The 20,868-nt window shown below is 35.2% G+C and carries 22 protein-coding genes, 2 tRNA genes and 4 pseudogenes; 20 read left to right on the top strand and 8 right to left on the bottom strand.

The window, feature by feature from the left end; translation table 11 throughout:
* The first annotated feature begins 201 nt into the window (after window positions 1-201).
* Together AAGD74_RS06620 and AAGD74_RS06615 are read left to right on the top strand one after the other, a co-directional pair.
* The gene (locus AAGD74_RS06620; protein ID WP_007548762.1) at window positions 202-531 is read left to right on the top strand and encodes a transposase; all 330 of its coding nucleotides are present in this window, start codon (window positions 202-204) and stop codon (window positions 529-531) included.
* A complete protein-coding gene (locus AAGD74_RS06615; protein ID WP_082246250.1) occupies window positions 515-1,150 on the top strand; it encodes a transposase in 636 nt (211 codons plus the stop codon). Before AAGD74_RS06620 ends, AAGD74_RS06615 begins: the two co-directional genes overlap by 17 nt.
* A 175-nt stretch (window positions 1,151-1,325) precedes the next feature.
* On the opposite strand, the gene AAGD74_RS06610 is transcribed toward AAGD74_RS06615, so the two are convergent.
* On the bottom strand, window positions 1,326-1,778 hold the full coding sequence (locus AAGD74_RS06610; RefSeq protein WP_338482634.1) for a hypothetical protein: 453 nt from the start codon (window positions 1,776-1,778) through the stop codon (window positions 1,326-1,328).
* 110 nt (window positions 1,779-1,888) lie between these two features.
* Here AAGD74_RS06610 and AAGD74_RS06605 point away from each other — a divergent pair.
* From AAGD74_RS06605 to AAGD74_RS06595, 3 genes are all read left to right on the top strand, one after another.
* A protein-coding gene (locus tag AAGD74_RS06605; RefSeq protein WP_265029767.1) for an IS630 family transposase occupies window positions 1,889-2,900 on the top strand; the annotation gives its coding sequence in 2 pieces (ribosomal slippage) (window positions 1,889-2,350 and window positions 2,352-2,900; 1,011 coding nt in all).
* Window positions 2,901-2,971: 71 nt separating this feature from the next.
* Window positions 2,972-3,804, top strand: a protein-coding gene (locus AAGD74_RS06600) for an IS5-like element ISWpi1 family transposase (RefSeq protein ID WP_341810605.1) whose coding sequence is annotated in 2 segments (ribosomal slippage) — window positions 2,972-3,341 and window positions 3,341-3,804 — 834 coding nt in all. Because the reading frame shifts where the segments join, the coding sequence is not laid out codon by codon here.
* Between the two features lie 139 nt (window positions 3,805-3,943).
* Window positions 3,944-4,978, top strand: a complete 1,035-nt coding sequence (locus AAGD74_RS06595; RefSeq protein ID WP_012673309.1) for an aspartate-semialdehyde dehydrogenase — start codon at window positions 3,944-3,946, stop codon at window positions 4,976-4,978.
* Window positions 4,979-5,430: 452 nt separating this feature from the next.
* Here AAGD74_RS06595 and AAGD74_RS06590 read toward each other — a convergent pair whose 3' ends face one another.
* Both AAGD74_RS06590 and AAGD74_RS06585 read right to left on the bottom strand, forming a co-directional pair.
* Entirely contained in the window at window positions 5,431-6,066 is a 636-nt protein-coding gene (locus tag AAGD74_RS06590; RefSeq protein WP_082246250.1) for a transposase, read from the bottom strand.
* The gene (locus AAGD74_RS06585) at window positions 6,050-6,379 is read right to left on the bottom strand and encodes a transposase (RefSeq protein ID WP_007548762.1); all 330 of its coding nucleotides are present in this window, start codon (window positions 6,377-6,379) and stop codon (window positions 6,050-6,052) included. Before AAGD74_RS06585 ends, AAGD74_RS06590 begins: the two co-directional genes overlap by 17 nt.
* Window positions 6,380-6,413: 34 nt before the next feature.
* Between AAGD74_RS06585 and AAGD74_RS06580 the strand changes: the two genes are divergently transcribed.
* The gene (locus tag AAGD74_RS06580; RefSeq protein WP_338482635.1) at window positions 6,414-6,602 is read left to right on the top strand and encodes a hypothetical protein; all 189 of its coding nucleotides are present in this window, start codon (window positions 6,414-6,416) and stop codon (window positions 6,600-6,602) included.
* A gap of 278 nt (window positions 6,603-6,880) precedes the next feature.
* On the opposite strand, the gene AAGD74_RS06575 is transcribed toward AAGD74_RS06580, so the two are convergent.
* Window positions 6,881-7,381 (bottom strand): Smr/MutS family protein, encoded by a 501-nt coding sequence (locus AAGD74_RS06575; RefSeq protein ID WP_236514444.1) that lies wholly within the window; start codon window positions 7,379-7,381, stop codon window positions 6,881-6,883.
* 92 nt (window positions 7,382-7,473) lie between these two features.
* On the opposite strand from AAGD74_RS06575, the gene rlmB reads away from it, so the two are divergent.
* The 7 genes and pseudogenes from rlmB to AAGD74_RS06545 all read left to right on the top strand — a co-directional run.
* A complete protein-coding gene (rlmB, locus tag AAGD74_RS06570) occupies window positions 7,474-8,238 on the top strand; it encodes a 23S rRNA (guanosine(2251)-2'-O)-methyltransferase RlmB (protein WP_236514443.1) in 765 nt (254 codons plus the stop codon).
* 79 nt (window positions 8,239-8,317) lie between these two features.
* Window positions 8,318-9,040, top strand: a complete 723-nt coding sequence (locus AAGD74_RS06565; RefSeq protein WP_341810778.1) for a Bax inhibitor-1/YccA family protein — start codon at window positions 8,318-8,320, stop codon at window positions 9,038-9,040.
* Window positions 9,041-9,577 (top strand): cytochrome c oxidase assembly protein, encoded by a 537-nt coding sequence (locus AAGD74_RS06560; protein ID WP_006279376.1) that lies wholly within the window; start codon window positions 9,041-9,043, stop codon window positions 9,575-9,577.
* A 170-nt stretch (window positions 9,578-9,747) separates the two neighbouring features.
* Window positions 9,748-10,734 carry a quinone oxidoreductase family protein gene (locus AAGD74_RS06555; RefSeq protein ID WP_236514441.1) on the top strand — a complete coding sequence of 329 codons (987 nt, stop codon included), beginning with the start codon at window positions 9,748-9,750 and terminating at the stop codon, window positions 10,732-10,734.
* A gap of 495 nt (window positions 10,735-11,229) precedes the next feature.
* Window positions 11,230-12,000, top strand: coding sequence for a transposase (locus tag AAGD74_RS06550; protein WP_341810541.1), 771 nt, complete (start codon window positions 11,230-11,232; stop codon window positions 11,998-12,000).
* A 22-nt stretch (window positions 12,001-12,022) separates the two neighbouring features.
* Window positions 12,023-12,199, top strand: a complete 177-nt coding sequence (locus AAGD74_RS07355) for a hypothetical protein (RefSeq protein WP_265041098.1) — start codon at window positions 12,023-12,025, stop codon at window positions 12,197-12,199.
* Between the two features lie 180 nt (window positions 12,200-12,379).
* Window positions 12,380-13,360: pseudogene (locus AAGD74_RS06545) on the top strand (IS4 family transposase); the annotation flags it as partial.
* Window positions 13,361-13,568: 208 nt separating this feature from the next.
* Here the strand turns inward: AAGD74_RS06545 and AAGD74_RS06540 are convergent.
* Window positions 13,569-14,516, bottom strand: coding sequence for an IS110 family transposase (locus AAGD74_RS06540; RefSeq protein WP_209472550.1), 948 nt, complete (start codon window positions 14,514-14,516; stop codon window positions 13,569-13,571).
* A gap of 216 nt (window positions 14,517-14,732) precedes the next feature.
* Between AAGD74_RS06540 and AAGD74_RS06535 the strand changes: the two are divergent.
* Both AAGD74_RS06535 and AAGD74_RS06530 read left to right on the top strand, forming a co-directional pair.
* Window positions 14,733-15,140 (top strand): annotated as a pseudogene (locus tag AAGD74_RS06535) (IS4 family transposase); the annotation flags it as partial.
* A 72-nt stretch (window positions 15,141-15,212) separates the two neighbouring features.
* Window positions 15,213-16,035, top strand: a pseudogene (locus AAGD74_RS06530) (IS5 family transposase).
* A 13-nt stretch (window positions 16,036-16,048) separates the two neighbouring features.
* Here AAGD74_RS06530 and AAGD74_RS06525 read toward each other — a convergent pair.
* Window positions 16,049-16,314, bottom strand: a pseudogene (locus AAGD74_RS06525) (IS4 family transposase); the annotation flags it as partial.
* Between the two features lie 321 nt (window positions 16,315-16,635).
* Here AAGD74_RS06525 and AAGD74_RS06520 point away from each other — a divergent pair.
* The 3 genes from AAGD74_RS06520 to AAGD74_RS06510 all read left to right on the top strand — a co-directional run bounded on the left by AAGD74_RS06520 (window position 16,636) and on the right by AAGD74_RS06510 (window position 18,952).
* Window positions 16,636-16,851: a hypothetical protein gene (locus tag AAGD74_RS06520; protein ID WP_233641024.1), complete on the top strand. Its 216-nt coding sequence runs from the start codon at window positions 16,636-16,638 to the stop codon at window positions 16,849-16,851.
* A gap of 164 nt (window positions 16,852-17,015) precedes the next feature.
* Complete coding sequence (locus AAGD74_RS06515; protein ID WP_231115838.1) at window positions 17,016-17,318, top strand: hypothetical protein; 303 nt, start codon at window positions 17,016-17,018, stop codon at window positions 17,316-17,318.
* A 107-nt stretch (window positions 17,319-17,425) separates the two neighbouring features.
* Complete coding sequence (locus tag AAGD74_RS06510) at window positions 17,426-18,952, top strand: acyl-CoA carboxylase subunit beta (protein WP_077188322.1); 1,527 nt, start codon at window positions 17,426-17,428, stop codon at window positions 18,950-18,952.
* A gap of 53 nt (window positions 18,953-19,005) precedes the next feature.
* Here the strand turns inward: AAGD74_RS06510 and AAGD74_RS06505 are convergent.
* Window positions 19,006-19,078, bottom strand: a tRNA-Thr gene (locus AAGD74_RS06505).
* A 247-nt stretch (window positions 19,079-19,325) separates the two neighbouring features.
* Between AAGD74_RS06505 and mutM the strand changes: the two genes are divergently transcribed.
* Complete coding sequence (mutM, locus tag AAGD74_RS06500; protein WP_010963068.1) at window positions 19,326-20,141, top strand: bifunctional DNA-formamidopyrimidine glycosylase/DNA-(apurinic or apyrimidinic site) lyase; 816 nt, start codon at window positions 19,326-19,328, stop codon at window positions 20,139-20,141.
* A gap of 16 nt (window positions 20,142-20,157) precedes the next feature.
* Complete coding sequence (pdxH, locus tag AAGD74_RS06495) at window positions 20,158-20,751, top strand: pyridoxamine 5'-phosphate oxidase (RefSeq protein ID WP_022626142.1); 594 nt, start codon at window positions 20,158-20,160, stop codon at window positions 20,749-20,751.
* A gap of 3 nt (window positions 20,752-20,754) precedes the next feature.
* On the opposite strand, the gene AAGD74_RS06490 is transcribed toward pdxH, so the two are convergent.
* Window positions 20,755-20,831 (bottom strand) — tRNA-Met (locus AAGD74_RS06490).
* Window positions 20,832-20,868: the final 37 nt, after the last annotated feature.

Raw genomic sequence — 20,868 nt, 5'->3', positions numbered from 1 at the left:
GTCATGCCAGTGCGTGACACTGGCATCCAGTTCTTTCGCGCAGTTCCATCAAAAACGTTGTAAAGGATTAATCGCTTTCGTGTTTACCAACTTAGTGCCCAATCTGGATCCCAGTGGGCTTTGTTGCATAGCAACTGAAAAATCTGGTGGCTACTGACAAAATTCATTATAAAATAGCCATTTAACCTTGAAAGAAAAAATATGCCACAAAAAATGAGGGTCAGTAACCATAGCGAATATAACAAATTTCTAGAAAAAAGAGGAAATATTTTTCATTATATCAACGAAGCCATAGAAAAGTGGTACGAGAATGGTCCAAAAATACCAGGTGGCAACAATATTTATAGCGATAAAGTTGTAATTTTGGTGCACATAATAACTTGTTTATTTAGAATAGGCCTGAGGCAAACAGTTGGGTTTATAGCAGGATACCTTGAGCAAATTGGGAAAAATTTGCAAGTTATCAGCTATTCACAATCATCAAGAAGGTTTAAGAAACTCAATATTAAGATCAATGATTGCAGAAAATAATATGGAAGATATCGAAATTGCTATAGACAGTACAGGAATTAGTATATACAACAACACTCCTGGTCATAGCAAAGAAAATAGCGAAGATAGAAAGTATCGCAGCTATGAACAGACAAGAAAATTGCATGTAATGTTGAATACAAACAGCAAAAAAGCCATAGCTGTAAAATACAGTAACGGTGTCTACTCTGATCACTATGGAGCTTGTGATTTGCTAAAAGAAGTCGATTTTCAGTATGTCATAAAAGTACTATATGCAGATAGGGCATATGACAGAGAAAAGCTCTATAAGCTGTGTAATCAATATGGTATAAAAACGAAAATTCCTCCGAAAAACAACGCAGCAGAGCATCCAAAATTGGATTATATGCTTGATAGAAATGCCGCTATTCAGTTAATGAAATTACATGGTGAGAATGGTATAAAAAGATGGAAAGAAGAAGTAAATTACGGAAAAAGATCGTATATTGAAGGATTTTTCTCAAGGTTGAAGCGAATATTTGGGTTTAGTTTTAGGAGCAAATCTGAAATTAATCGTGAGAAGGAACTGCTACTCAAGTGTTATTTGCTTAACAAATTTACTGAAATAGGCATGGCTAAGTTTGAGATAGCTTCATGAATTTATTGTACGTTACCTACTATCCGAAGAGCGATGCAACAAAGCCATCCCAGTGTCACGCACTGGGATGACAAGAAAGGGAGCACTGGAATTTTTGTTTCAATATTTGTACATAAGCCATGCATCTGAACAGATACAATGTTATAACTAGAGATAATTTTTAAATGATTGATATTTATGAACTACGACTTTTCTTGTTGTCCACTTGTTCAACATTACCCTTCTCAAGTTTACTATCTACTTCTTTTGTGTGTTCATCATCTATACTAGTTTCATCTTTTATCTTACTAGGGTAATCTTCCTGCGATTTTTTATATGCTTCCATGTTGTCATATATAGGGTTACTGATGATTTCTATTTTTTCAGGTGTGAAAATCCTTGCTAAAAATCTCCTTATTATTGGTATTGACCTTAAGAGATCTCTTAGCTTTGAAGATTCTTGTCTTTTGTTTAGAGACTGTTGGTCTATTTTAGAGGTTTTTACACCATACTTTTTATCATCAAAATTTATTGTAGGCTTTCTTTTATTCGAAAGAACACTTTGGGCCTTTGATCCATTGGCTCCTTCAGGCCCTTGAGGTGTAGAAATTGCAGGTTTAACCTTAGTTTCATCGTATTCCTTACTCATCTTTCATTTCATTATGTAATATTACTAATACCAATTCCCATTACAGGGCAAACAGATGGACAATGATGGAAGAAAAGCCATACTGAAGTAAGTAAAATAGCGAGGTTTAAATGGCATTAAGATCAAAATTATTGGATGAAAAAGTAGTAGAATCAGCAAAAGAAATGCTGAAGAAAGTAAGGAATAATGCATATGTTTCAAAAAAACTAAATGCTGTAATTGCAGCAAAAAAGTACAGTATAACGGCTGTAGCAAAAATATATTGCATTTCAAGAAGCGCACTAACTTCGTGGGTAAAACTCTTGAAAATTGGCAGAGAAGAAAAACTGTTTGCTCCTTCACAACGTCGTAGAAAAACTAAATTAAATCAGGCTCAACTACAGCAAATTGAAGAGTGGATAGAAGAAAATCCTAATATCACCATTAAAGAAATGAGAATAAGAATCCAGGAAAAGTTCGGATTAAATATCAGCAAATCTACAGTACACCGCCATATGCAAAAGATGAAATTCTCATATATTACACCAAGACCAGTTCATAATGGACAAGATAAAAGCAAACAAGAGGAATTCAAAAAAAAATCTCAATGGAGCTATTAGCAAGTATCCAGAAAAAGAGCTATTTTTCTTTGATGAATCACGGTTTGGCACACATTCAAAAGTTGGACATGGGTGGTTTAAAAAGGGGATTAGAACACAGGTTAAAACAAAATTAGGTAGGCAAAATTTCTATCTCTATAGTGCAGTTAATCCTAGAAATGGAGAGAGTTCTAGCTTATTTGCACCAAATGTCAACACTGATTGCATGAACATATTTCTTGAGCAAATTTCGCAATATCTAGAAACACGAGAGGCTTTTCTCGTTATGGACTGTGCTAGTTGGCATAGGTCAAAAAATTTAAAGGTACCTAAAAATATCGACATTATATACCTACCTCCATACTCACCTGAGCTAAATCCTGTTGAGAGGCTTTGGTTATATATAAAACAGAACATTTTGCGCAATAAAATATACGATACAATTGCTCTACTTGAGGGTGCTTTGTGCAAATTTATTACTTCTCTTGCCAGCTCCACAATTAAACAACTCTGCAATGTTTCCTATTTGACTGGACAACAATGAGAATTGGTATAAGAGGTTGTCCGGAAACAAGTAAAAGGCTATAATATCTGAAATTTTAGTACGGGGTAAAGATGAGAAAAAAGTATCCAACAGATCTAAGCGAAAGGGAATGGGCAAGAATAGAAAAACACTTCAGAGTATCATACAAGAAAGGAGGAAGGCCGCCAAAGTATAGCAAAAGAGAAATATTAGAAGCAATTTTCTATGTATTGCGTACAGGGTGTCAATGGCGGTATTTACCAAATGATTTTCCGCTATGGAAGACTGTGTATGAGCAGTTCAGGCAATGGAAGAAGCAGGGAATTTTTGAGAAAATGAATTATGAAATTACAAAATATAGTAGAAGAAAAATAGGAAGGAATGAGCAGCCGAGTGCCTGTATAGTAGATAGTCAATCTGTAAAGACTACAGAAAAGGGGGGATCAAAGGCTATGATGGAAGTAAAAAAGTAAAGGGTAGAAAAAGGCATATAATTACAGACACTCAGGGTTTTATACTAGGTTGTTACGTAGGCGCTGCTAACGAAAATGATAGAGATGGTATTAAAATAGCATTAAACAATATGAGAACAAAATATACTAAAGTTAAAAAAATGTGGGCTGACATGGGATACCAAGGAAGAAATTTAAAGAATCACATAAAGGAAGAATATGACATAGATATTGAAATTGTTACAAGGCCTCCATGTAGATTTTGGGTGCACAAAGATACGCTACCTGAGCTACTACCAACAAGAGAACAAGGGTTTAAAGTACAGCCAAGAAGATGGGTTGTAGAAAGGACTTTTGCTTGGGTTAATAGGAATAGAAGGCTATCGAAGGAGTATGATTTACTCACAACATCCACTGAGAATTTCATATACCTAGCTATGAGTAGGGTTATGTTAAAGAGGGAATATGCTTGAATTTACTTGTTTCCGGACAACCTCTAATATTGCATAATAATAGCTAAATTACAATTAATTGCAAGGTAAAAATATTAAAACAATTGTAAATTTTGTCAGTAAAAATATAATAGAACTTTGAAATTAGAGGTTCATCTATATGGGATACAAAATTGCTGTTATTGGAGCAACCGGAAGAGTAGGGCGTGAGGTATTAAGCACGCTTGCTGAATTTCAAGATGAGGCGATAGATTGCGTTATTGCACTTGCATCGAAAAAATCAGAAGGGAAGAAGGTGAGCTTTGGTGACAAAGAGTTAACAGTTTTATGCCTTGAGGATTATGACTTCGTTGGAACTAATGTAGCCATTTTCTGTGCTGGATCTCATGTTTCTGAAGAGTATGTACCAATTGCAACACAGGCTGGATGCATCGTGATAGATAACAGTTCCCATTTTAGAATGAAAGAGGGTGTGCCACTCATTATTCCAGAGATTAATAAAGAAAAAATTATGGAATATAAAAACCACAACATAATATCCAATCCAAACTGTACTACAATACAGATGCTGCTAGTACTACATCTATTACACCAAAAAGCAAAAATAAAGAGAATCGTTGCTTCAACTTATCAATCAACTTCTGGTGCAGGCAAAGCAGCAATGGATGAGCTCTATGACCAGACAAAAAAAATCTTTATGAACGAAGCTAAAAAACCCAAGATATTCTCTAAGCAAATAGCATTCAATTGCATTCCCCATGTAGGAGAATTCATGGAAAATGGTTCTACAGAAGAGGAATGGAAAATGCAAGAGGAGACAAAAAAAATTTTAGAGGAAGATATAAAAGTTACTGCAACTTGTGTAAGGGTGCCCGTCTTTATCGGTCACGCTATGGCAGTAAATGTGGAATTTGATCAACATATCACTGAAGAACAAGCTCGTGAAGTGCTAAGTGAAGCCGAAGATAGTGGAGTTTTAGTGTACAACAGGCGTGAAGATAGTGAATACATAACTCAAATTGATGTTGTACAGGAGAATGCTGTATATGTATCGCGTATTAGAAGAGACAATACTGTTGAGCACGGATTAAATATGTGGATAGTGGCTGACAACCTGCGCAAAGGCGCAGCATTAAATATAGTGCAGATTCTTGAGATTTTGATAAGAGAGCATTTGTCAATCAAGTGCATATAGAGCGCACGTACGTTGTAATTCGAAGGAAATTTGTATACCACATGGCAGCGCGTGACGCTGGAATGGCTTTGTTGCATCGCTACTTATGAAAGGCTAACTATAATTAGGATTATAAGCAACTTATTGAAAATCTTGTTTTTTTTGCAATCAATCTGATCAAATTTAAGAATAGTAACTTGTTATTTATATTAATAAATTTAATTCTATTGAAAATAGCTAAAGCATTGAAATTCTTGAATTTTAGCCGGATTAGTGAGTGGTAGTGAAATTTCTTTTACTCAAATTTAGGTATTCACTGACCGTTCTTGTTATAAATACCAGAATAATAAGCTACTGATATTCTCCACCTTTTTTATCTTTAATCCATCATAGCTAGCGATGCAACAAAGCCGGCTGGATTCCAGTGGGCTTTGTTGCATCGCTCTTCGGATAGTAGGTAACGTACAATAAATTCATGAAGCTATCTCAAACTTAGCCATGCCTATTTCAGTAAATTTGTTAAGCAAATAACACTTGAGTAGCAGTTCCTTCTCACGATTAATTTCAGATTTGCTCCTAAAACTAAACCCAAATATTCGCTTCAACCTTGAGAAAAATCCTTCAATATACGATCTTTTTCCGTAATTTACTTCTTCTTTCCATCTTTTTATACCATTCTCACCATGTAATTTCATTAACTGAATAGCGGCATTTCTATCAAGCATATAATCCAATTTTGGATGCTCTGCTGCGTTGTTTTTCGGAGGAATTTTCGTTTTTATACCATATTGATTACACAGCTTATAGAGCTTTTCTCTGTCATATGCCCTATCTGCATATAGTACTTTTATGACATACTGAAAATCGACTTCTTTTAGCAAATCACAAGCTCCATAGTGATCAGAGTAGACACCGTTACTGTATTTTACAGCTATGGCTTTTTTGCTGTTTGTATTCAACATTACATGCAATTTTCTTGTCTGTTCATAGCTGCGATACTTTCTATCTTCGCTATTTTCTTTGCTATGACCAGGAGTGTTGTTGTATATACTAATTCCTGTACTGTCTATAGCAATTTCGATATCTTCCATATTATTTTCTGCAATCATTGATCTTAATATTGAGTTTCTTAAACCTTCTTGATGATTGTGAATAGCTGATAACTTGCAAATTTTTCCCAATTTGCTCAAGGTATCCTGCTATAAACCCAACTGTTTGCCTCAGGCCTATTCTAAATAAACAAGTTATTATGTGCACCAAAATTACAACTTTATCGCTATAAATATTGTTGCCACCTGGTATTTTTGGACCATTCTCGTACCACTTTTCTATGGCTTCGTTGATATAATGAAAAATATTTCCTCTTTTTTCTAGAAATTTGTTATATTCGCTATGGTTACTGACCCTCATTTTTTGTGGCATATTTTTTCTTTCAAGGTTAAATGGCTATTTTATAATGAATTTTGTCAGTAGCCACCAGATTTTTCAGTTGCTATGCAACAAAGCCATTCCGGTGTCAAGCACTGGAATGACACCATTTGCTGTGCAGTTTACCTTCAAAAATGAATGTTCGTACAGCTATGGAATAAATCGCGGTATGACGGTTCGCAGCGGTATAGTAACTCGTCACCCCGCTACTTGTTAGCGGCTGAGATACCGCGGCGGTATGACGTAGAAGCTATACTTTTATACTCACCAACTCAGTATCCAATCTGGATCCAAGTAGTCAAGCTATTCGGATGACACCCTCATAAAGTGAAATGAGATCCCGCTAACACGTAGCGGGATGACGGGAAAAGAGGTACTGGGAGACATCCTTCCTGGTAGACCCAAATCACAATGTTCGCACAGTTGTGCGTCACGCGCTGCCGAACACTGTATGGTTATACAAGAAAAATTAAGGCTTAAAAGGAATTTTAAGTATCAGGACTCAAGGTTTTTATTCCTTCTTAATAAAACATAAAAAGCCCCTTTACCACCATGTTTTTTCGTAGCTTGTTGGTAGTATAGAACCATATGCTGGATTTTAGTGTCATTTAACCATTTATTTAAGTTACTCTTTATAGTGTCTGTTTTATTTGTTGCACTGCCGTATCCCGTAATTACCAATAAACATCTATTTCCTGCTCGATAATTTTTGATAATAAAATCTATCAATTTACAGTAAGCATCCTCTATATTATAGCCGTGCAAATCGAGCTTATCGCTTATAAAATATTTACCCCTATCAATCTTTGATTTTGTGTTGTAGTCAAGACAAAATGATGAGTTACTATTATTGGTATTAAGAAAATTCCCTTGTAAGTCGGAGGTACCTTTATCAACCATAGACTTTATATTTACTTTATGATCAACTTTCAAAGTAACTTTTCCACATTCTATTGGCTTAACATTTTTTTGCCAATCCAACTCATCGTCCGACATAAACGCATTAATCGAATTGTATAATTTTACAACAATATCCAAACATAGTAAAATGTTGCTTATTCTATAAAAACCCGATTTTCAATAATACGATGAAATCGTCAAAAACTAATGAGAATTTTTGGCTGTATGGAAAGCACACCTGCATGTCAGCACTGAAGAATAAAAATAGGCGGTGTATAGAACTGTTAGCAACAGAAAATTTCTATAGAGAGCACAAAAAAGAAATTAGGCAATGTGTAGACAGTAAGGGCATTAAAGTTCGATTAGTAGAAAACAAAATACTTAATGACGTTTTACCCAAAGGTGCTAACCATCAGGGAATTGCTTTAAATGTTGCCCCTATTCTTTATAACTTAAGCATTGAAGAAATAGCTGAAAGCTCAAACGACAGCTCTACTATAGTCATTTTAGATCAAGTCACTGACACGCACAATATTGGGTCGATTTTAAGAACTTCAGCTTGTTTTAATGTCAACGCATTGGTTTTACCACATAACCATTCACCGAGTGAAAATGCATCTATTGCAAAAGCAGCAAGTGGGGCTTTAGATATTGTTCCGCTAATATACGTTACAAATATAGTAAAAACTATGCAGTATTTAAAAAAGGTCGGCTACTGGTGTTACGGGTTTGATTGCAATGCTAAAGAAAATATAGATGAAATAAAGAGTCTTGAGAAAAAAAGAGTAATTATTTTTGGTTCTGAAGAGAAAGGAATGCGGAGGTTAGTTAAAGAAAATTGTGATTATCTTTTAAAGATCCCAATATCAAACGTAATTGACAGCTTAAATGTTTCAAATGCAGCAGCAATAGGCCTATATTCTATTTATATTAAAACAAATGCCAGCGCATAGCTGTTTATAATAAAAACACTTGATAAAAATGTGGTTTTATATTATAATGTGTTAAATAATGGACAAAAGGAGTTATATTATGTCTTATATGAGAAATGAACAGGATATTCGCTCTCAAGGCGTTTACTATAGCGCTGGGCTTAGAAGTTACCTAACTAAAGTATACAATTACATGGCTTTAGCTTTGGGCGTCACAGGGCTTGTTGCATTTTTAACAGTATTTTCTGGTCTTTTTCAAGTAATTTATTCTAATCCCGTTCTATCGCTTGTGGTAATGTTATCTCCGGTTGCATTGGTGTTCTACATGTCTTATAGAATTCAACACCTAAGTGCTCAGTCTGCCGTTACTATATTTTTCTCGTTCTCAGTGTTAATGGGGCTTTCCTTATCTTATGTTTTTATAGTTTATACTGCAGAAAATGTAGCAAGGGCGTTTTTCATTACATCAATCATGTTTGGCTCTATGGCTTTATATGGCAATACTACAAAAAGAGATCTTACAAGTATGGGCTCTTTCTTGATTATGGGAGTTTGGGGGTTAATCATTGCGTCTATAGTAAATTTATTTCTTGGAAGTAGTCCTCTCCACTTTGCAATATCGTTCATATCAGTAATAGTCTTTACCTTAATGACTGCGTATGATGCTCAAAGAATCAAGGACGTTTATTATAAACATAATGACGGATCAGAAGTTGCTACTATTAAATTGGCAATACTCGGTGCAACTAATCTTTATTTTGACTTTATTAATATATTTCTCAATCTACTCAGGTTACTTAACTTGTTCAACAATAGGGATTAGATGTTTTCCTTTTTAAGGAAAGGCAGTAAGAATTCTATAGTTTTCTTTTTAGTATCTTTAGTTGTGTCGATGATATGTCTTGCATATGCATCGGTACCTCTATATAGCATTTTCTGTAAAGCTACTGGGTATGGTGGCACAATAAGAAAAGTAACTAACACAACAACAAATATAACTAACCAAAAGATCAGGGTCCATTTCAATGCTGATATAATGTCCGATCTACCTTGGGAGTTTAAATCAGAAACTAACTACGTTGACGTAAACATAGGAGAACAAAGTTTAGCGTTTTATTACGCAAAAAATCTATCTGATCAACCTTCATTTGGAATGGCGGTGTATAACGTTACGCCTTTCAAAGCAGGTAAGTATTTCAATAAAATTGCATGCTTTTGTTTTGAAGAACAAATGTTGCTACCAAAACAAAAAGCAGCTATGCCCGTATCTTTTTATATAGATCCTGAGATAATGCTTGATAACAATACAAAAGATTTGAGCGAAATAACACTGTCATACACGTTTTTTAAGCTTAAGTAACAGAATGTTTGCAAACCATGTCATTTCAGTAATCAATAGGGTGTCATCCAAGTAGCTGACACTGGAATGACAGGAGGTAACGCAAAAAGTCTATTGATTGTGAAAACAATAACTTTGCAAAATATTAATTGTTAGATAACATAATCAAAGTTTTTGTCTTAATATTCATCATGGTTAGAGCTATACAAATTAAAAAAACTGGGGGACCAGAAGTATTAGAATTTGTAGATAAGAGCATAGGTGAGCCAAAAGGCGAGGAAGTCTTAGTGCGTCACACAACTATCGGCTTAAATCGTTATGATTTAGAGCACAGAAAAGGTACACGCAAAATTAAAAATTTACCATCAGTGCTTGGAGTGGAAGCAGTTGGGGTTATTGAAAAACTTGGTAAAAAAATCAGTGATGGATTCAAAGTTGGAGACAGAGTTGGATATTGCACAGCTCCTCCAGGGGCATATTGTGAAAAGCGCATTATACACCAGAAATATCTGATAAAAATTCCAGATGACATATCTGATGAAGTTGCTGCTGCAGTGCTGTTTAAAGGTATGACAGCTCACTATTTAGTTAATCAATCTTATAAAATCAGGCCTGGTGCTTTCGTGCTAGTTCATGGAGCTAATGGTGGCTTAGGGCAAATAATATGTCAATGGGCAAAGGATAAAAAAGGTGTAGTGATAGGTTCTGTAAGCTCTGATGAAAAAATGAAGATAGCTTTACAAAGTGGCTGCACATACGCAATAAACTACAATGATAAAGACTTCGTTTCTAAAATTATGGAGATTACGCAAAACAGAGGAGTAGGTGCAGTGTATGACCCCATAGGTTACGCTACAAGTAAGCTCTCTTTTGAATCTTTAGGCAGGTTCGGCATATACGTTTCCTATGGGCAGATATCAGGTAACGCTCCTATTAGTTTTTCTTTACTTAGTTCACGTTCGTTATTTGCAACTGGAACCTCAATATACCATTATAAGCATGATAGATTCACATTAGTGCTTACCACAATGGAAATCTTCGAGATGATAAGAAAAAAACTTTTAACTGTACGGATCAATAAAAAATATAAATTTGATGAAATAATTCAAGCACATCACGATATGGAAAATAGAAAAACGAGTGGGTTAAATATTATTAAAATCTCTCAAATAAATTAATAGTTAAAATTAACCATTCATTAAATTATATCAACTAGAATTTCACATATTTAATTCTCCTTTTGGGGGAATTAAAAGCATATAGCTAAACTGACTTAGGCTTACCGACGATTTGAAAAACCATCATTTCGCTACTCGTTAGCGGAATCTATACCGCGAATAGACTTCTTGCATAACCCAAATTAAGTAGAAAGAGGTATCATCCGAGTAGCTGACACTGGTTCCTTTATGACGGTAGTAGCCCCCCTTCTCCTGTCATTCCAGTGCTCTCTTCTTGTCATCCCAGTGCCCAGACACTTGTATCTTTATGATGTGAGGCATTAGAGCTAAAATACCTCACAGGGAGGGTGAAGCTGATGCGACACTAATGCCATTAAGCCAGATTTTGCTTCCCTCCCATAGAGTTAAAGACTGAACAGTATCTTTTGGAATTATATCCCGTATTACAAGGTTAGTCTAAACTCTCAGTTTATTTATAGTCTTGGAGGCAATTTTATGCAAGTAAATGCTATTTTGGGTGTGGATATTTCAAAAAAGAAATTTGATGTTTGTTTGTTAGTGGACAGTAAAAAACGACACAAAGTCTTTCAAAATAATCAAGATGGTTTTGCAAAACTTGTAGTTTGGTGCAATGGCCATGGAGCAAATCTTACTCATTTATGTCTTGAAGCAACTAGTTGGTATGGAGAAGATTTGGCTACTTTTATGCACGATTTAGGACATAATGTCAGTATAGTAAACCCAGCCCAAATCAAAGCTTTTGGCAAAAGTGAGCTGCTCAGAAATAAGACAGATAAATCAGATGCAGCTATGATAGCTAGATTTTGTATCGCCAACAAACCTGCTCTTTGGAAGCCCATTGCACCTGAAATGAGGCATTTGAGGGAGCTTTACCGTTGCATGCAATCGCTAAAAGATGATAAGGTGCAACAGACAAATCGCTTGGAAAACAAAAATATGCATTCCAGTTGCAAAGAAGCTATATCTAAAGTAATTTTGGCAATAGAGGAGCAAATTATTGTTCTCGAAAAAGAAATTAATGAGCATATAAATAACTATCCACATCTAAAAAATATGGTGGAAAACCTTAAGACTATAAAAGGTATAGGATATCTTACTGCTGTTGCTGTTGTCGCAGAAATGCCATCAGTTGATAACTTTGACAATGCTAAACAATTTACAGCTTTTGCTGGTCTAAATCCAGGACATTATCAATCGGGATCGTCAGTAAGTAAGAGAAGTTGCAATATGCAAAATAGGATCTGAGCGTATTCGAAAAGCTCTTTATATGCCAGCTATAGTAGTCAAAAACCATAATAATCATTTTCAAAAGTTTTGTCAGCGTCTAGCAAGTAAAGGCAAATGTCCAAAAGTCATAGTTCTTGCGTTAATGCGAAAATTAATGCATGTCTTTTTTGGTATTCTTAAAAATAATCAACCATTTAATTGTAATTTTGTTGGATAATTTGTTTGACAGCAGAGACAGTATCTGGGATCCAGTTTCACCTTGTGATGGTGTCATGAAAGTAGCTGACACTGGTTTCCATCCAAGACGGTGTCATTCCTTACTATTACCCACAAATATAAATGTACTTATAAATAAAGTATTACAATATTAGAGTTTGCAAATATTGAGGGTATAAAAATGGCAAACGAGAGTAATGAATGGGCTAAAAATGAATTTGGAGATGCTGTACTTGGAGATAAAAGATTAACTGACCGATTAGTAAATATTGCTGACAGTTTGATAAGTTTACCTGAAAGCTCAATTAATGAGGCATGCGGAAGTTGGTCAGAAGCAAAAGCAGCATATCGTTTTTTTTAAATGAGAACGTAAAAGAAGTCGATATTCTAGCTTCACACATTGATAAAACAGTTGAGAGAACAAAAGCTCACAAGAGGGTTCTTGTCATTCAAGATACCAGTTACATTGTATATAATAACCATAAAAAACAAGCGGATTAGCAAATTTGTCCAGTTATGATACTGCAAAAGGTATTATAATGCATACAGATCTTGCCGTTAGTATAGAAGGTTTGGTACTAGGGATACTAGATCAAAAAGTTTATTCAAGACCTGAAGAAAATGAGAACCTTAAAAAAAAGAGCGATCGCATTGAAGATAAAGAAAGCGTAAAGTGGTTGGAAACTTTAAGAAAAACAAATAATATTATTGATCCAACTCAAACTGAGACTATAACTGTATGCGATAGAGAAGCAGATATATATGACTTTTTTGAGCTTGCACATAGTCTTAATTCGGCAGTGCTAGTTAGAGCATGCAGAGATAGAGCAGTAAATAGAAAATCTCGATATCCTGAAAAAGGTGAGCAGAAGTTATGGGCATTTATTAAATCCTCTCATTGTGCAGGTACGGTAGAAGTTGAAGTTCCTGTAAAAGATAATAAGCCAAAAAGAACAGCACGTTTGGAAGTTAGATTTGGAAAGTTTATGATGAATCCATCTAAGAATAATATTAGGCATAAGACGGAAGAACTACCTAAATTACCACTTTATGCAGTTTATGTTGTTGAGAAAACTCCCCTTCCCTTAAAAAAAAACCGCTAGAATGGATGCTATTAACGAATCTTTCAGTTAATACTTTCGATGAAGCTGTTGAAAAAATTAGTTGATATCAACTATGTTTTTTAAAAATTTTTTTATTTGTGTAATTTTGCAAATTATATGGGCAATAAAAACCCGTTTGTCATAGAAATAGAATTTTATATCAAACAGCTACCACAGCAATTTCTGCTTAAGCTAATGAATATGTGCTTTAAGTCTGTGTGGACGCACATATTCATTAGCCAATTTCAGTTACCGTTGTGAAGATTTTTAAGTATGCAAATTAATTGCTTCTTTAAGTCTTGTATTAGCAATTACTATAATTTTACGCATTAGGGCTGTTATAGCCACCATCTTCTTCTTACCACTTTCAACAAGCTTAGAATAAAAGGCGCCAAGTATAGATTTTGACCTTGTAGCAGCCATAGCGGCTGTAAACAGCTTTGAACGAACGTTACTTCTACCACCTGTAATCCTTCGGTAACCAACAGCTTTACCACTTTCTTTTGGATGCGGTGCAACTCCGGCAAGACTTGCTACTTCTTTTCTATTTAAGTAACCAAGCTCTGGCATTAAACACAAAAAATCTTGTGATAACTTTTTACCTATTCCAGGAACTGTTTTAAGAATTTTTTGGCGTTGTTGTAATTCGCGGCTTTCATCAATAATCTTTTGTATAGTATCATTGAGTTCGTTTATTTGACTATCGAAAAACTCAATGGTCTTTTGACAGCTTTCTTTTATATGATCATTTTCCGGTGCTTCAAGTCTGCATTTTTCTTGAGTTCTCATTTGCGTAATATCATCACGACGTTGACAAAGTGCAGCCAAAGTTGATTGTTCTGTAGAGGTAGGTACAAATAGAGAGATAGTTCTATGGCGTTCAAATCCATATTGAGCAAGAGCTCTTGCATCTGATCTATCAGACTTTGCTAAAGTTCCGTGAGATAAAATAAAGCTTTTTACTTTACGAGTATTAGCTCGATGCACGGCAATATTTTTGTCGGTAAGAAAATGTGATAAGCCAAGCTCATATTTCCCTGTATTTTCTAAAGTCACTAAAGCATTAGGTAGAATATCTGAAAACTCTTGAAATAATTGTTGCCAACCAGAAGCATTATTATCAAATTCGACAGCATTCTTCTGTTTGTGAATTGCAACGACATTTTTAAATTTTCCGATGTCAATGCCAATAAAATTTTGATAAGATGTAACCATAATAAACCTCGATAGTTTTAGTTAATTTAAGATTGTAAACGGGTGCATATATATGTCCCAAGCAACTATTCAAACGTATCGAGAGATAGGGCTAGCGTACCTTGATACCAACGGTTGTAATACCAATTTCCTTTCGGTCGCGCACGCCCGCTATTCCTAGTGAGCAGGGTTATCTTTCTCTCTTATCTCTTTTATATCACGTTTTTAACTTACAATTGCCTTAGATGGAAAATAGATATATTACATAAAATTTTAAATCCGGTCTCAAAGTTGAGGAATGTAGACTTGGAACAGCAGAAAGATTAATGAGGTATTTAACAGTCATGAGGATTATTGCTTGGAGAATTTTCTTTATTACATCAATTGCAAGAACTAACCCAACATTACCATGTACTGCCTTATTAGCTGAGGAAGAATGGAAAGTTTTATATGTTAAAATACACAGGAAACCATGTCCAAATATAGCCCCTACTATAAAAGAAGCCGTTTCGTGAACTTGGAGGTCATTTAGCAAGAAAAAGCGACCCAAAACCAGGACCAATTACTCTTTGGAAAGGATATAAACGTCTCTTTGATTTAGCAGAAGGATGGCGACTTGCTCACGAACCTCATATTTGTTGGTAATAGTAAGATTTGAGAGGTTGTCCACAAACCAAGGAATACGTAGTATATAAAGAAAGAATATTGAGGTAAGAGATGAGGAAAAAATATCCAACAGATTTAAGTAAAAGGGAATGGGCAAGAATAGAAAAACACTTCAGAGTATCGTACAAGAAAGGAGGAAGGCCACCAAAATACAGTAAGTGTGAGATAGTAAATGCAATTCTTTATATACTGCGCACAGGATGTCAATGGCGCTATTTACCACACGATTTTCCGCCGTGGAAGGCTGTGCATGAACAGTTTAGAAGATGGAAAAAGCAGGGAATTTTTGAGAAAATGAACTATGATATCACTAAATATAGTAGGTCAAAAATGGGAAGCCGAGCGCATGCATAGTGGACAGTCAATCGGTAAAAACCACGGAAAAAGGGGGGGCAAAGGTTATGATGGTGCGAAAAAGGTAAAGGGGAGAAAAAGACATATAATCACAGATACTCAAGGATTTGTGCTTGGTTGCTATGTAGGAGCTGCAAGCGAAAATGACAGAGATGGGGTGAAGATGGCATTGGACAATATGAAGGAAAAATACAGCAATATTAAGAAAATGTGGGCTGATATGGGATACCAAGGAAAAGATTTAAAGGATTACGTAAAGAGAGAATATGGGATAGATATTGAAATTGTCAAAAGGCCTCCATGTAGGTTTTGGGTGCATAAAGATACACCACTAGAACTATTGCCACAACGGGATCCTGGATTTTCAGTACAGCCGAGAAGGTGGGTGGTAGAGAGGACTTTTGCTTGGATCAATAGAAATAGAAGGCTATCAAAGGAGTACGATTTACTTACAACATCTACTGAAAGTTTCATATATCTGGCTATGAGTAAAGTTATGTTAAGTAGGGAATATGCTTGATTTACTGGTTTGTGGACAACCTCTTAAATTCTTGAAAGCCTGTATGGCAAATCTTATACCTTGCTTTAGAAAAAGCTTGCTTTGAGGGTACATGTCAATGGCTCCATAAGTTCACATTCTATTCCCAAACTTTTTTTAACTAACTTTAAAATCATAGAAAATACTGTCGAAAAAGGAAGTTTTCTTGTTCGTGTAAAACTCAACACAATGGATTTTCTGAAAAGTTTTCGAGTATATTATATTTTTAATTTGTAGAATAAGGTTTTTTCCTTTTTGCATATTTCACCTAAAAAGGACACATTTTAGACTTCTTTGTTGAAATAAAACAGAAACAAAAGTGCTGTCCCTTGCACTCTTTGGATAATTTAATGATAAAAAATTTGGAGAGAAATTTTATACACTGTCGCTGATATTTTTCCTTAAGTTGACGCCATTGCCTGAACACTTACCTAATGATGAAGCTATCGAAAACATAGCAAAGAGACTTCAAAAATCTATAGACGATGCAAAAAAGCACAAGGTCATGTTTAGTGTTGATGTATTCCAAGGAGAAAAAAGTCATCAATAATAGATTATTCGATACTGATCTTATACCACCTCATGGAGCAAGATAAAAATGTTACTGAGACTGGAAAAGAAAAACTACGGCCTCTTATGTTAGAAATGTTTAATCTAGTTTCAACAGGCACTGATGTGAGCCAAGAAGTTCGGAGATTATTGCCAGAAGATATACTGAAAGAACGCGGCGAATATTTGTCACGTCTAAAACAAATTGTAAGTGATAGTATTGAAAATGACAAAAAAAAGGAATTGTAGTAGAAAGAGATAATAAATTTTATTATGTACAGTGTCCAGAAAAAAGTGTGATCACTCCTGCAAAATTTATGAACTCCCCGGAATTTAAGGACTTAGAATATGGTGCATTGCGAATAGGAGAAGGAGATAATCTAATCTGAATAAAAAGCTGGCAATATCATGATATGCAAGGCAAAGTAAAAATGACCTTTAGGGTAGGCGATGAAAAGATCGAAATGATTTTATCTTCTGAAAAAGCTGAAAGTTTTGGTAAAATAATGGTACATATGGATGACAAAAGTTGTGAAATCTTCTCAAAGTACCTAAAAGAGCTAGAAAAAGAACCTCGTATAAGCAAGGTTGTTGAAGCTGCTAAAAGTTTTGCACAAACGAAAAGCAGTGCAGTTAGTCCACCTCTTTCTAATATGAAAAGTGTTGACACATCGCAACATTTTCAAAGTAGTGACCATGAATCACCAGAGCATTAACAATTATCATACATACATTGTTGCATATAGCAATAGTGTATGTGTATAGTTAGTAGGGTTCGTAAACTTAATAAAGTCTACAACTAATTTGAAAACTACTTTATTGTATGCAAGACTTTAAAATACTAGAAAATCTAAAAACCAAAGCACTAGAAGCTGAAAAAGGAGGCGGTTCTGACAGGATTACCAAACAACATGAAAAAGGGAAATTAACTGCTAGAGAAAGGCTCAGTATATTGCTCGATGAAAGTTCTTTTGCAGAATACGATAAATTCGTAAAACATCATGCAAATGATTTTGGCATGCAAAATGCTAATTTTTTAGGTGATGGGGTAGTGATTGGTCATGGTACTATTTATGGCAGAAAAGTTTTTGTTTATTCTCAGGATTTTACTGTCTTTGGTGGTTCACTTGGTGCGTCACATGCAAAAAAAATATGCAAAATTATGGATATGGCAATTAATGCCAGAGTTCCAATTATCGGACTAAATGATTCTGGTGGAGCCAGAATTCAGGAAGGAGTAAATTCTCTTGCTGGTTATGGAGAAATTTTTCAAAGAAACGTAAATGCATCGGGTGTTATACCACAAATTTCTTTAATTATGGGCCCATGTGCAGGAGGTGCAGTTTATTCCCCAGCATTAACTGACTTTACTTTCATGGTGAAAAACAGTTCATATATGTTTATAACCGGGCCAGATGTAGTAAAAAAGGTTACCTACGAAGATGTAAGTTTCGAAGACCTCGGTGGAGCAAAAATTCATACAAGCAAAACAGGAGTAGCGGATTTTGCATTCAATAATGATGTTGAAATGCTGCTAAAAATGCGTGAATTCTTTACTTTCTTACCAGCAAATAATCAAGAATCACCGAAACCTAAATCAACCTGTGATTCAGTTAATGATATTGATGAATCTTTAAATACTCTGATTCCTAGCAATCCTAATACTCCTTATGATATGTATGAACTCATTGAAAAAGTTTGTGATGAAAGGAATTTCTTTGAACTGAAACCTGATTTTGCTCGTAATATCATAACTGGTTTTGGTAGAATTGGAGGAAATACTGTCGGTATTGTTGCAAATCAACCTATGCACCTTGCAGGATGTTTGGATATTGATTCTTCAAGAAAAGCTGCGAGGTTTGTAAGGTTTTGTGACGCATTTAACATTCCGATCATCACACTTATTGATGTTCCAGGATTTTTGCCGGGTACAAATCAAGAATACAATAATATAATACAACACGGAGCGAAACTGCTTTACGCTTACGCTGAAGCGACCGTGCCGAAAATTAGCCTTATCACTAGAAAAGCGTATGGTGGTGCATACATTGTTATGAATTCGAAACATCTAAAAGGTGATATAAATTATGCCTGGCCAACTGCTGAAATAGCTGTGATGGGCCCTGAAAGTGCAGTTGAGATTATATTTCGACACGAAAAAGATCAGCAAACGTTAATTAAAGAATATAAAGAAAAATTTGCTAACCCATTTTTTGCTGCATCATATGGATACATTGATGACATTATAGTGCCAAGTAAAACAAGGTATCACTTTTGTAAAGCATTAGAGCTACTCAAAAACAAGAAGGTAGAAAGGATATGGAAAAAGCATGACAACTTACCTCTGTAACTTTCTTCTAAGCCTTGCTTACAAGTTATGCAATATTATAAGTATAATCAGTGTGCCGTTACCAAGACTCGAACTTGGGACCTCGTCATTACCAATGACGTACTCTACCACCTGAGCTACAACGGCAAGTTTATATATTATGATAATGAATAACACAAAAAAGAATAAGGAAAAAGAAGAGGAGAAAAAAAGATTAGCGAAAGCTTTAAAGCAAAATATTTTGAAAAGAAAAAAGCAGCAACAGAGTAGACAGAGAACCCTTTCAAAACTCGTTTGTGGTGAGGAATTTTTAGGAGAAAGCACCGCAGAATACTCGAATGTATTTGAGAACGACAAAATTACCATCAGAAACTTAAGTTTTGAAGGAGGTATCATGCCAGAACTACCGGAAGTGGAAGTAATCTCTAATTTTTTGCTTGATAAAATTAAAAACAAGCAAATCAGTAATGTTATAGTGAATAATTGGAATTTACGTGCCCCAATAACAAAAAATATTGATGATATGCTAAAGGGCAAAGTCATACGCAACATCAAGCGTAGAGGTAAGTATACCATCTGGAATACAGATGGTAGTGTGGCTGTAATCATACATCTTGGCATGAGCGGAAAGCTTATATATGCTGACCACGATCAAATGCGGAATAAGCATGATCACGTGGTATTTTTATTTTCTGACAATACTTCAATAATTTTTAATGACCCAAGAAGATTTGGATTAGTTATCGTTTTAAATAAAGAACAAGAAACGGATTTTTTTAGCGATTTTGGAATAGAGCCCCTCACGGATGAATTCAGTGGAGACTATTTACAGGAGTTGCTGAAAAACAAAAAAGTGAATATCAAATCAGCGTTAATGGACAATAAATCAATAGTTGGCGTAGGCAACATATATGCTTCTGAGAGCTTGTTTAGAGCCCGTATATCACCACTCAGGTCAGCAAAAAACTTGACCTATAGAGAGTGCGAAAAACTTGCTGCTGAAATAAAAAATACTCTGAGTGATGCAATTGCTGCAGGTGGTTCAACACTGAAAGATTATGCACAGCCATCTGGATCTGCTGGATACTTTCAAAACAACTTTTACGTATATGGTAAAGTTCAAAAACCTTGCAAGATTTGCAATAATATCATAACACTTATACGACAAAATGGCCGTAGCACTTATTTTTGCAACGCGTGCCAGAATTAAGATTTTATTTTTTGATATGATATTTTCACTTGAAAAAGATCCATTTGATTTGTTTTCAAAGTGGTACAAAGCAGTACTTAATTCTCCGTGTGAACAACCAACTGCAATGACGCTAGCAACTTGTAGCAAAGACTGTATTCCATCTGCAAGAGTGGTATTACTAAAGGAATATAGCAAAGAAGGTTTTGTGTTTTTCACTAACGTAAACAGTAAAAAAGGGAAAGAATTGACTGAGAACCCCAAAGCTGCGTTAGTGTTTCATTGGATAGAATTTGCTAGGCAAGTGCGAATTGAAGGAGAGGTTAAACTTCTAAACGATGAAAGAACTGACAAATACTTCTCTTCTCGAGCGCTGGGTAGTCAAATTAGCGCATGGTGCTCAAAACAATCGAGCATTCTGAAAGATTGGCAAGATTTTGAGCAAGCTATAAAATTGAAGGAAAAAGAATTTCACAATACACAAGTTTCTCGTCCTGATTTTTGGGTGGGATTTTGCGTAATCCCAAAAGTAATTGAATTTTGGCAAGAAGGTGAATATAGGAAGCATATTAGATTTAGATACACTCTTGTTGAGGGAAGCGATTGGAAAGTGGAACAACTATATCCTTAAAAATGGTTGCGGGAGTAGGATTTGAACCTACGACCTTCAGGTTATGAGCCTGACGAGCTACCGAGCTGCTCCATCCCGCGTCGTTGCTTATTTAGTTATTATATACACAAATAATGA

Origin of the sequence: Wolbachia endosymbiont (group A) of Campoletis raptor (genome assembly GCF_964026755.1) — a bacterium.
GTDB lineage: Bacteria > Pseudomonadota > Alphaproteobacteria > Rickettsiales > Anaplasmataceae > Wolbachia > Wolbachia pipientis.
Note: the sequence above shows the minus strand (reverse complement) of the source record. Positions and strands in the feature narration are given on the sequence as shown.

Coding starts and splice junctions, on each gene's coding strand:
- AAGD74_RS06575 (WP_236514444.1), bottom strand. CDS start 7,381: ATGTCGGACGATGAGTTGGATTGGCAAAAAAATGTTAAGCCAATAGAA.
- AAGD74_RS06565 (WP_341810778.1), top strand. CDS start 8,318: ATGTCTTATATGAGAAATGAACAGGATATTCGCTCTCAAGGCGTTTAC.
- mutM (WP_010963068.1), top strand. CDS start 19,326: ATGCCAGAACTACCGGAAGTGGAAGTAATCTCTAATTTTTTGCTTGAT.
- AAGD74_RS06580 (WP_338482635.1), top strand. CDS start 6,414: ATGAATTTTGTCAGTAGCCACCAGATTTTTCAGTTGCTATGCAACAAA.
- AAGD74_RS06560 (WP_006279376.1), top strand. CDS start 9,041: ATGTTTTCCTTTTTAAGGAAAGGCAGTAAGAATTCTATAGTTTTCTTT.
- AAGD74_RS07355 (WP_265041098.1), top strand. CDS start 12,023: ATGCCAGCTATAGTAGTCAAAAACCATAATAATCATTTTCAAAAGTTT.
- AAGD74_RS06550 (WP_341810541.1), top strand. CDS start 11,230: ATGCAAGTAAATGCTATTTTGGGTGTGGATATTTCAAAAAAGAAATTT.
- AAGD74_RS06540 (WP_209472550.1), bottom strand. CDS start 14,516: ATGGTTACATCTTATCAAAATTTTATTGGCATTGACATCGGAAAATTT.
- AAGD74_RS06520 (WP_233641024.1), top strand. CDS start 16,636: ATGGAGCAAGATAAAAATGTTACTGAGACTGGAAAAGAAAAACTACGG.
- AAGD74_RS06615 (WP_082246250.1), top strand. CDS start 515: ATGATTGCAGAAAATAATATGGAAGATATCGAAATTGCTATAGACAGT.
- rlmB (WP_236514443.1), top strand. CDS start 7,474: ATGAAATCGTCAAAAACTAATGAGAATTTTTGGCTGTATGGAAAGCAC.
- AAGD74_RS06590 (WP_082246250.1), bottom strand. CDS start 6,066: ATGATTGCAGAAAATAATATGGAAGATATCGAAATTGCTATAGACAGT.
- AAGD74_RS06510 (WP_077188322.1), top strand. CDS start 17,426: ATGCAAGACTTTAAAATACTAGAAAATCTAAAAACCAAAGCACTAGAA.
- AAGD74_RS06555 (WP_236514441.1), top strand. CDS start 9,748: ATGGTTAGAGCTATACAAATTAAAAAAACTGGGGGACCAGAAGTATTA.
- AAGD74_RS06595 (WP_012673309.1), top strand. CDS start 3,944: ATGGGATACAAAATTGCTGTTATTGGAGCAACCGGAAGAGTAGGGCGT.
- pdxH (WP_022626142.1), top strand. CDS start 20,158: ATGATATTTTCACTTGAAAAAGATCCATTTGATTTGTTTTCAAAGTGG.
- AAGD74_RS06515 (WP_231115838.1), top strand. CDS start 17,016: ATGCAAGGCAAAGTAAAAATGACCTTTAGGGTAGGCGATGAAAAGATC.
- AAGD74_RS06585 (WP_007548762.1), bottom strand. CDS start 6,379: ATGCCACAAAAAATGAGGGTCAGTAACCATAGCGAATATAACAAATTT.
- AAGD74_RS06610 (WP_338482634.1), bottom strand. CDS start 1,778: ATGAGTAAGGAATACGATGAAACTAAGGTTAAACCTGCAATTTCTACA.
- AAGD74_RS06620 (WP_007548762.1), top strand. CDS start 202: ATGCCACAAAAAATGAGGGTCAGTAACCATAGCGAATATAACAAATTT.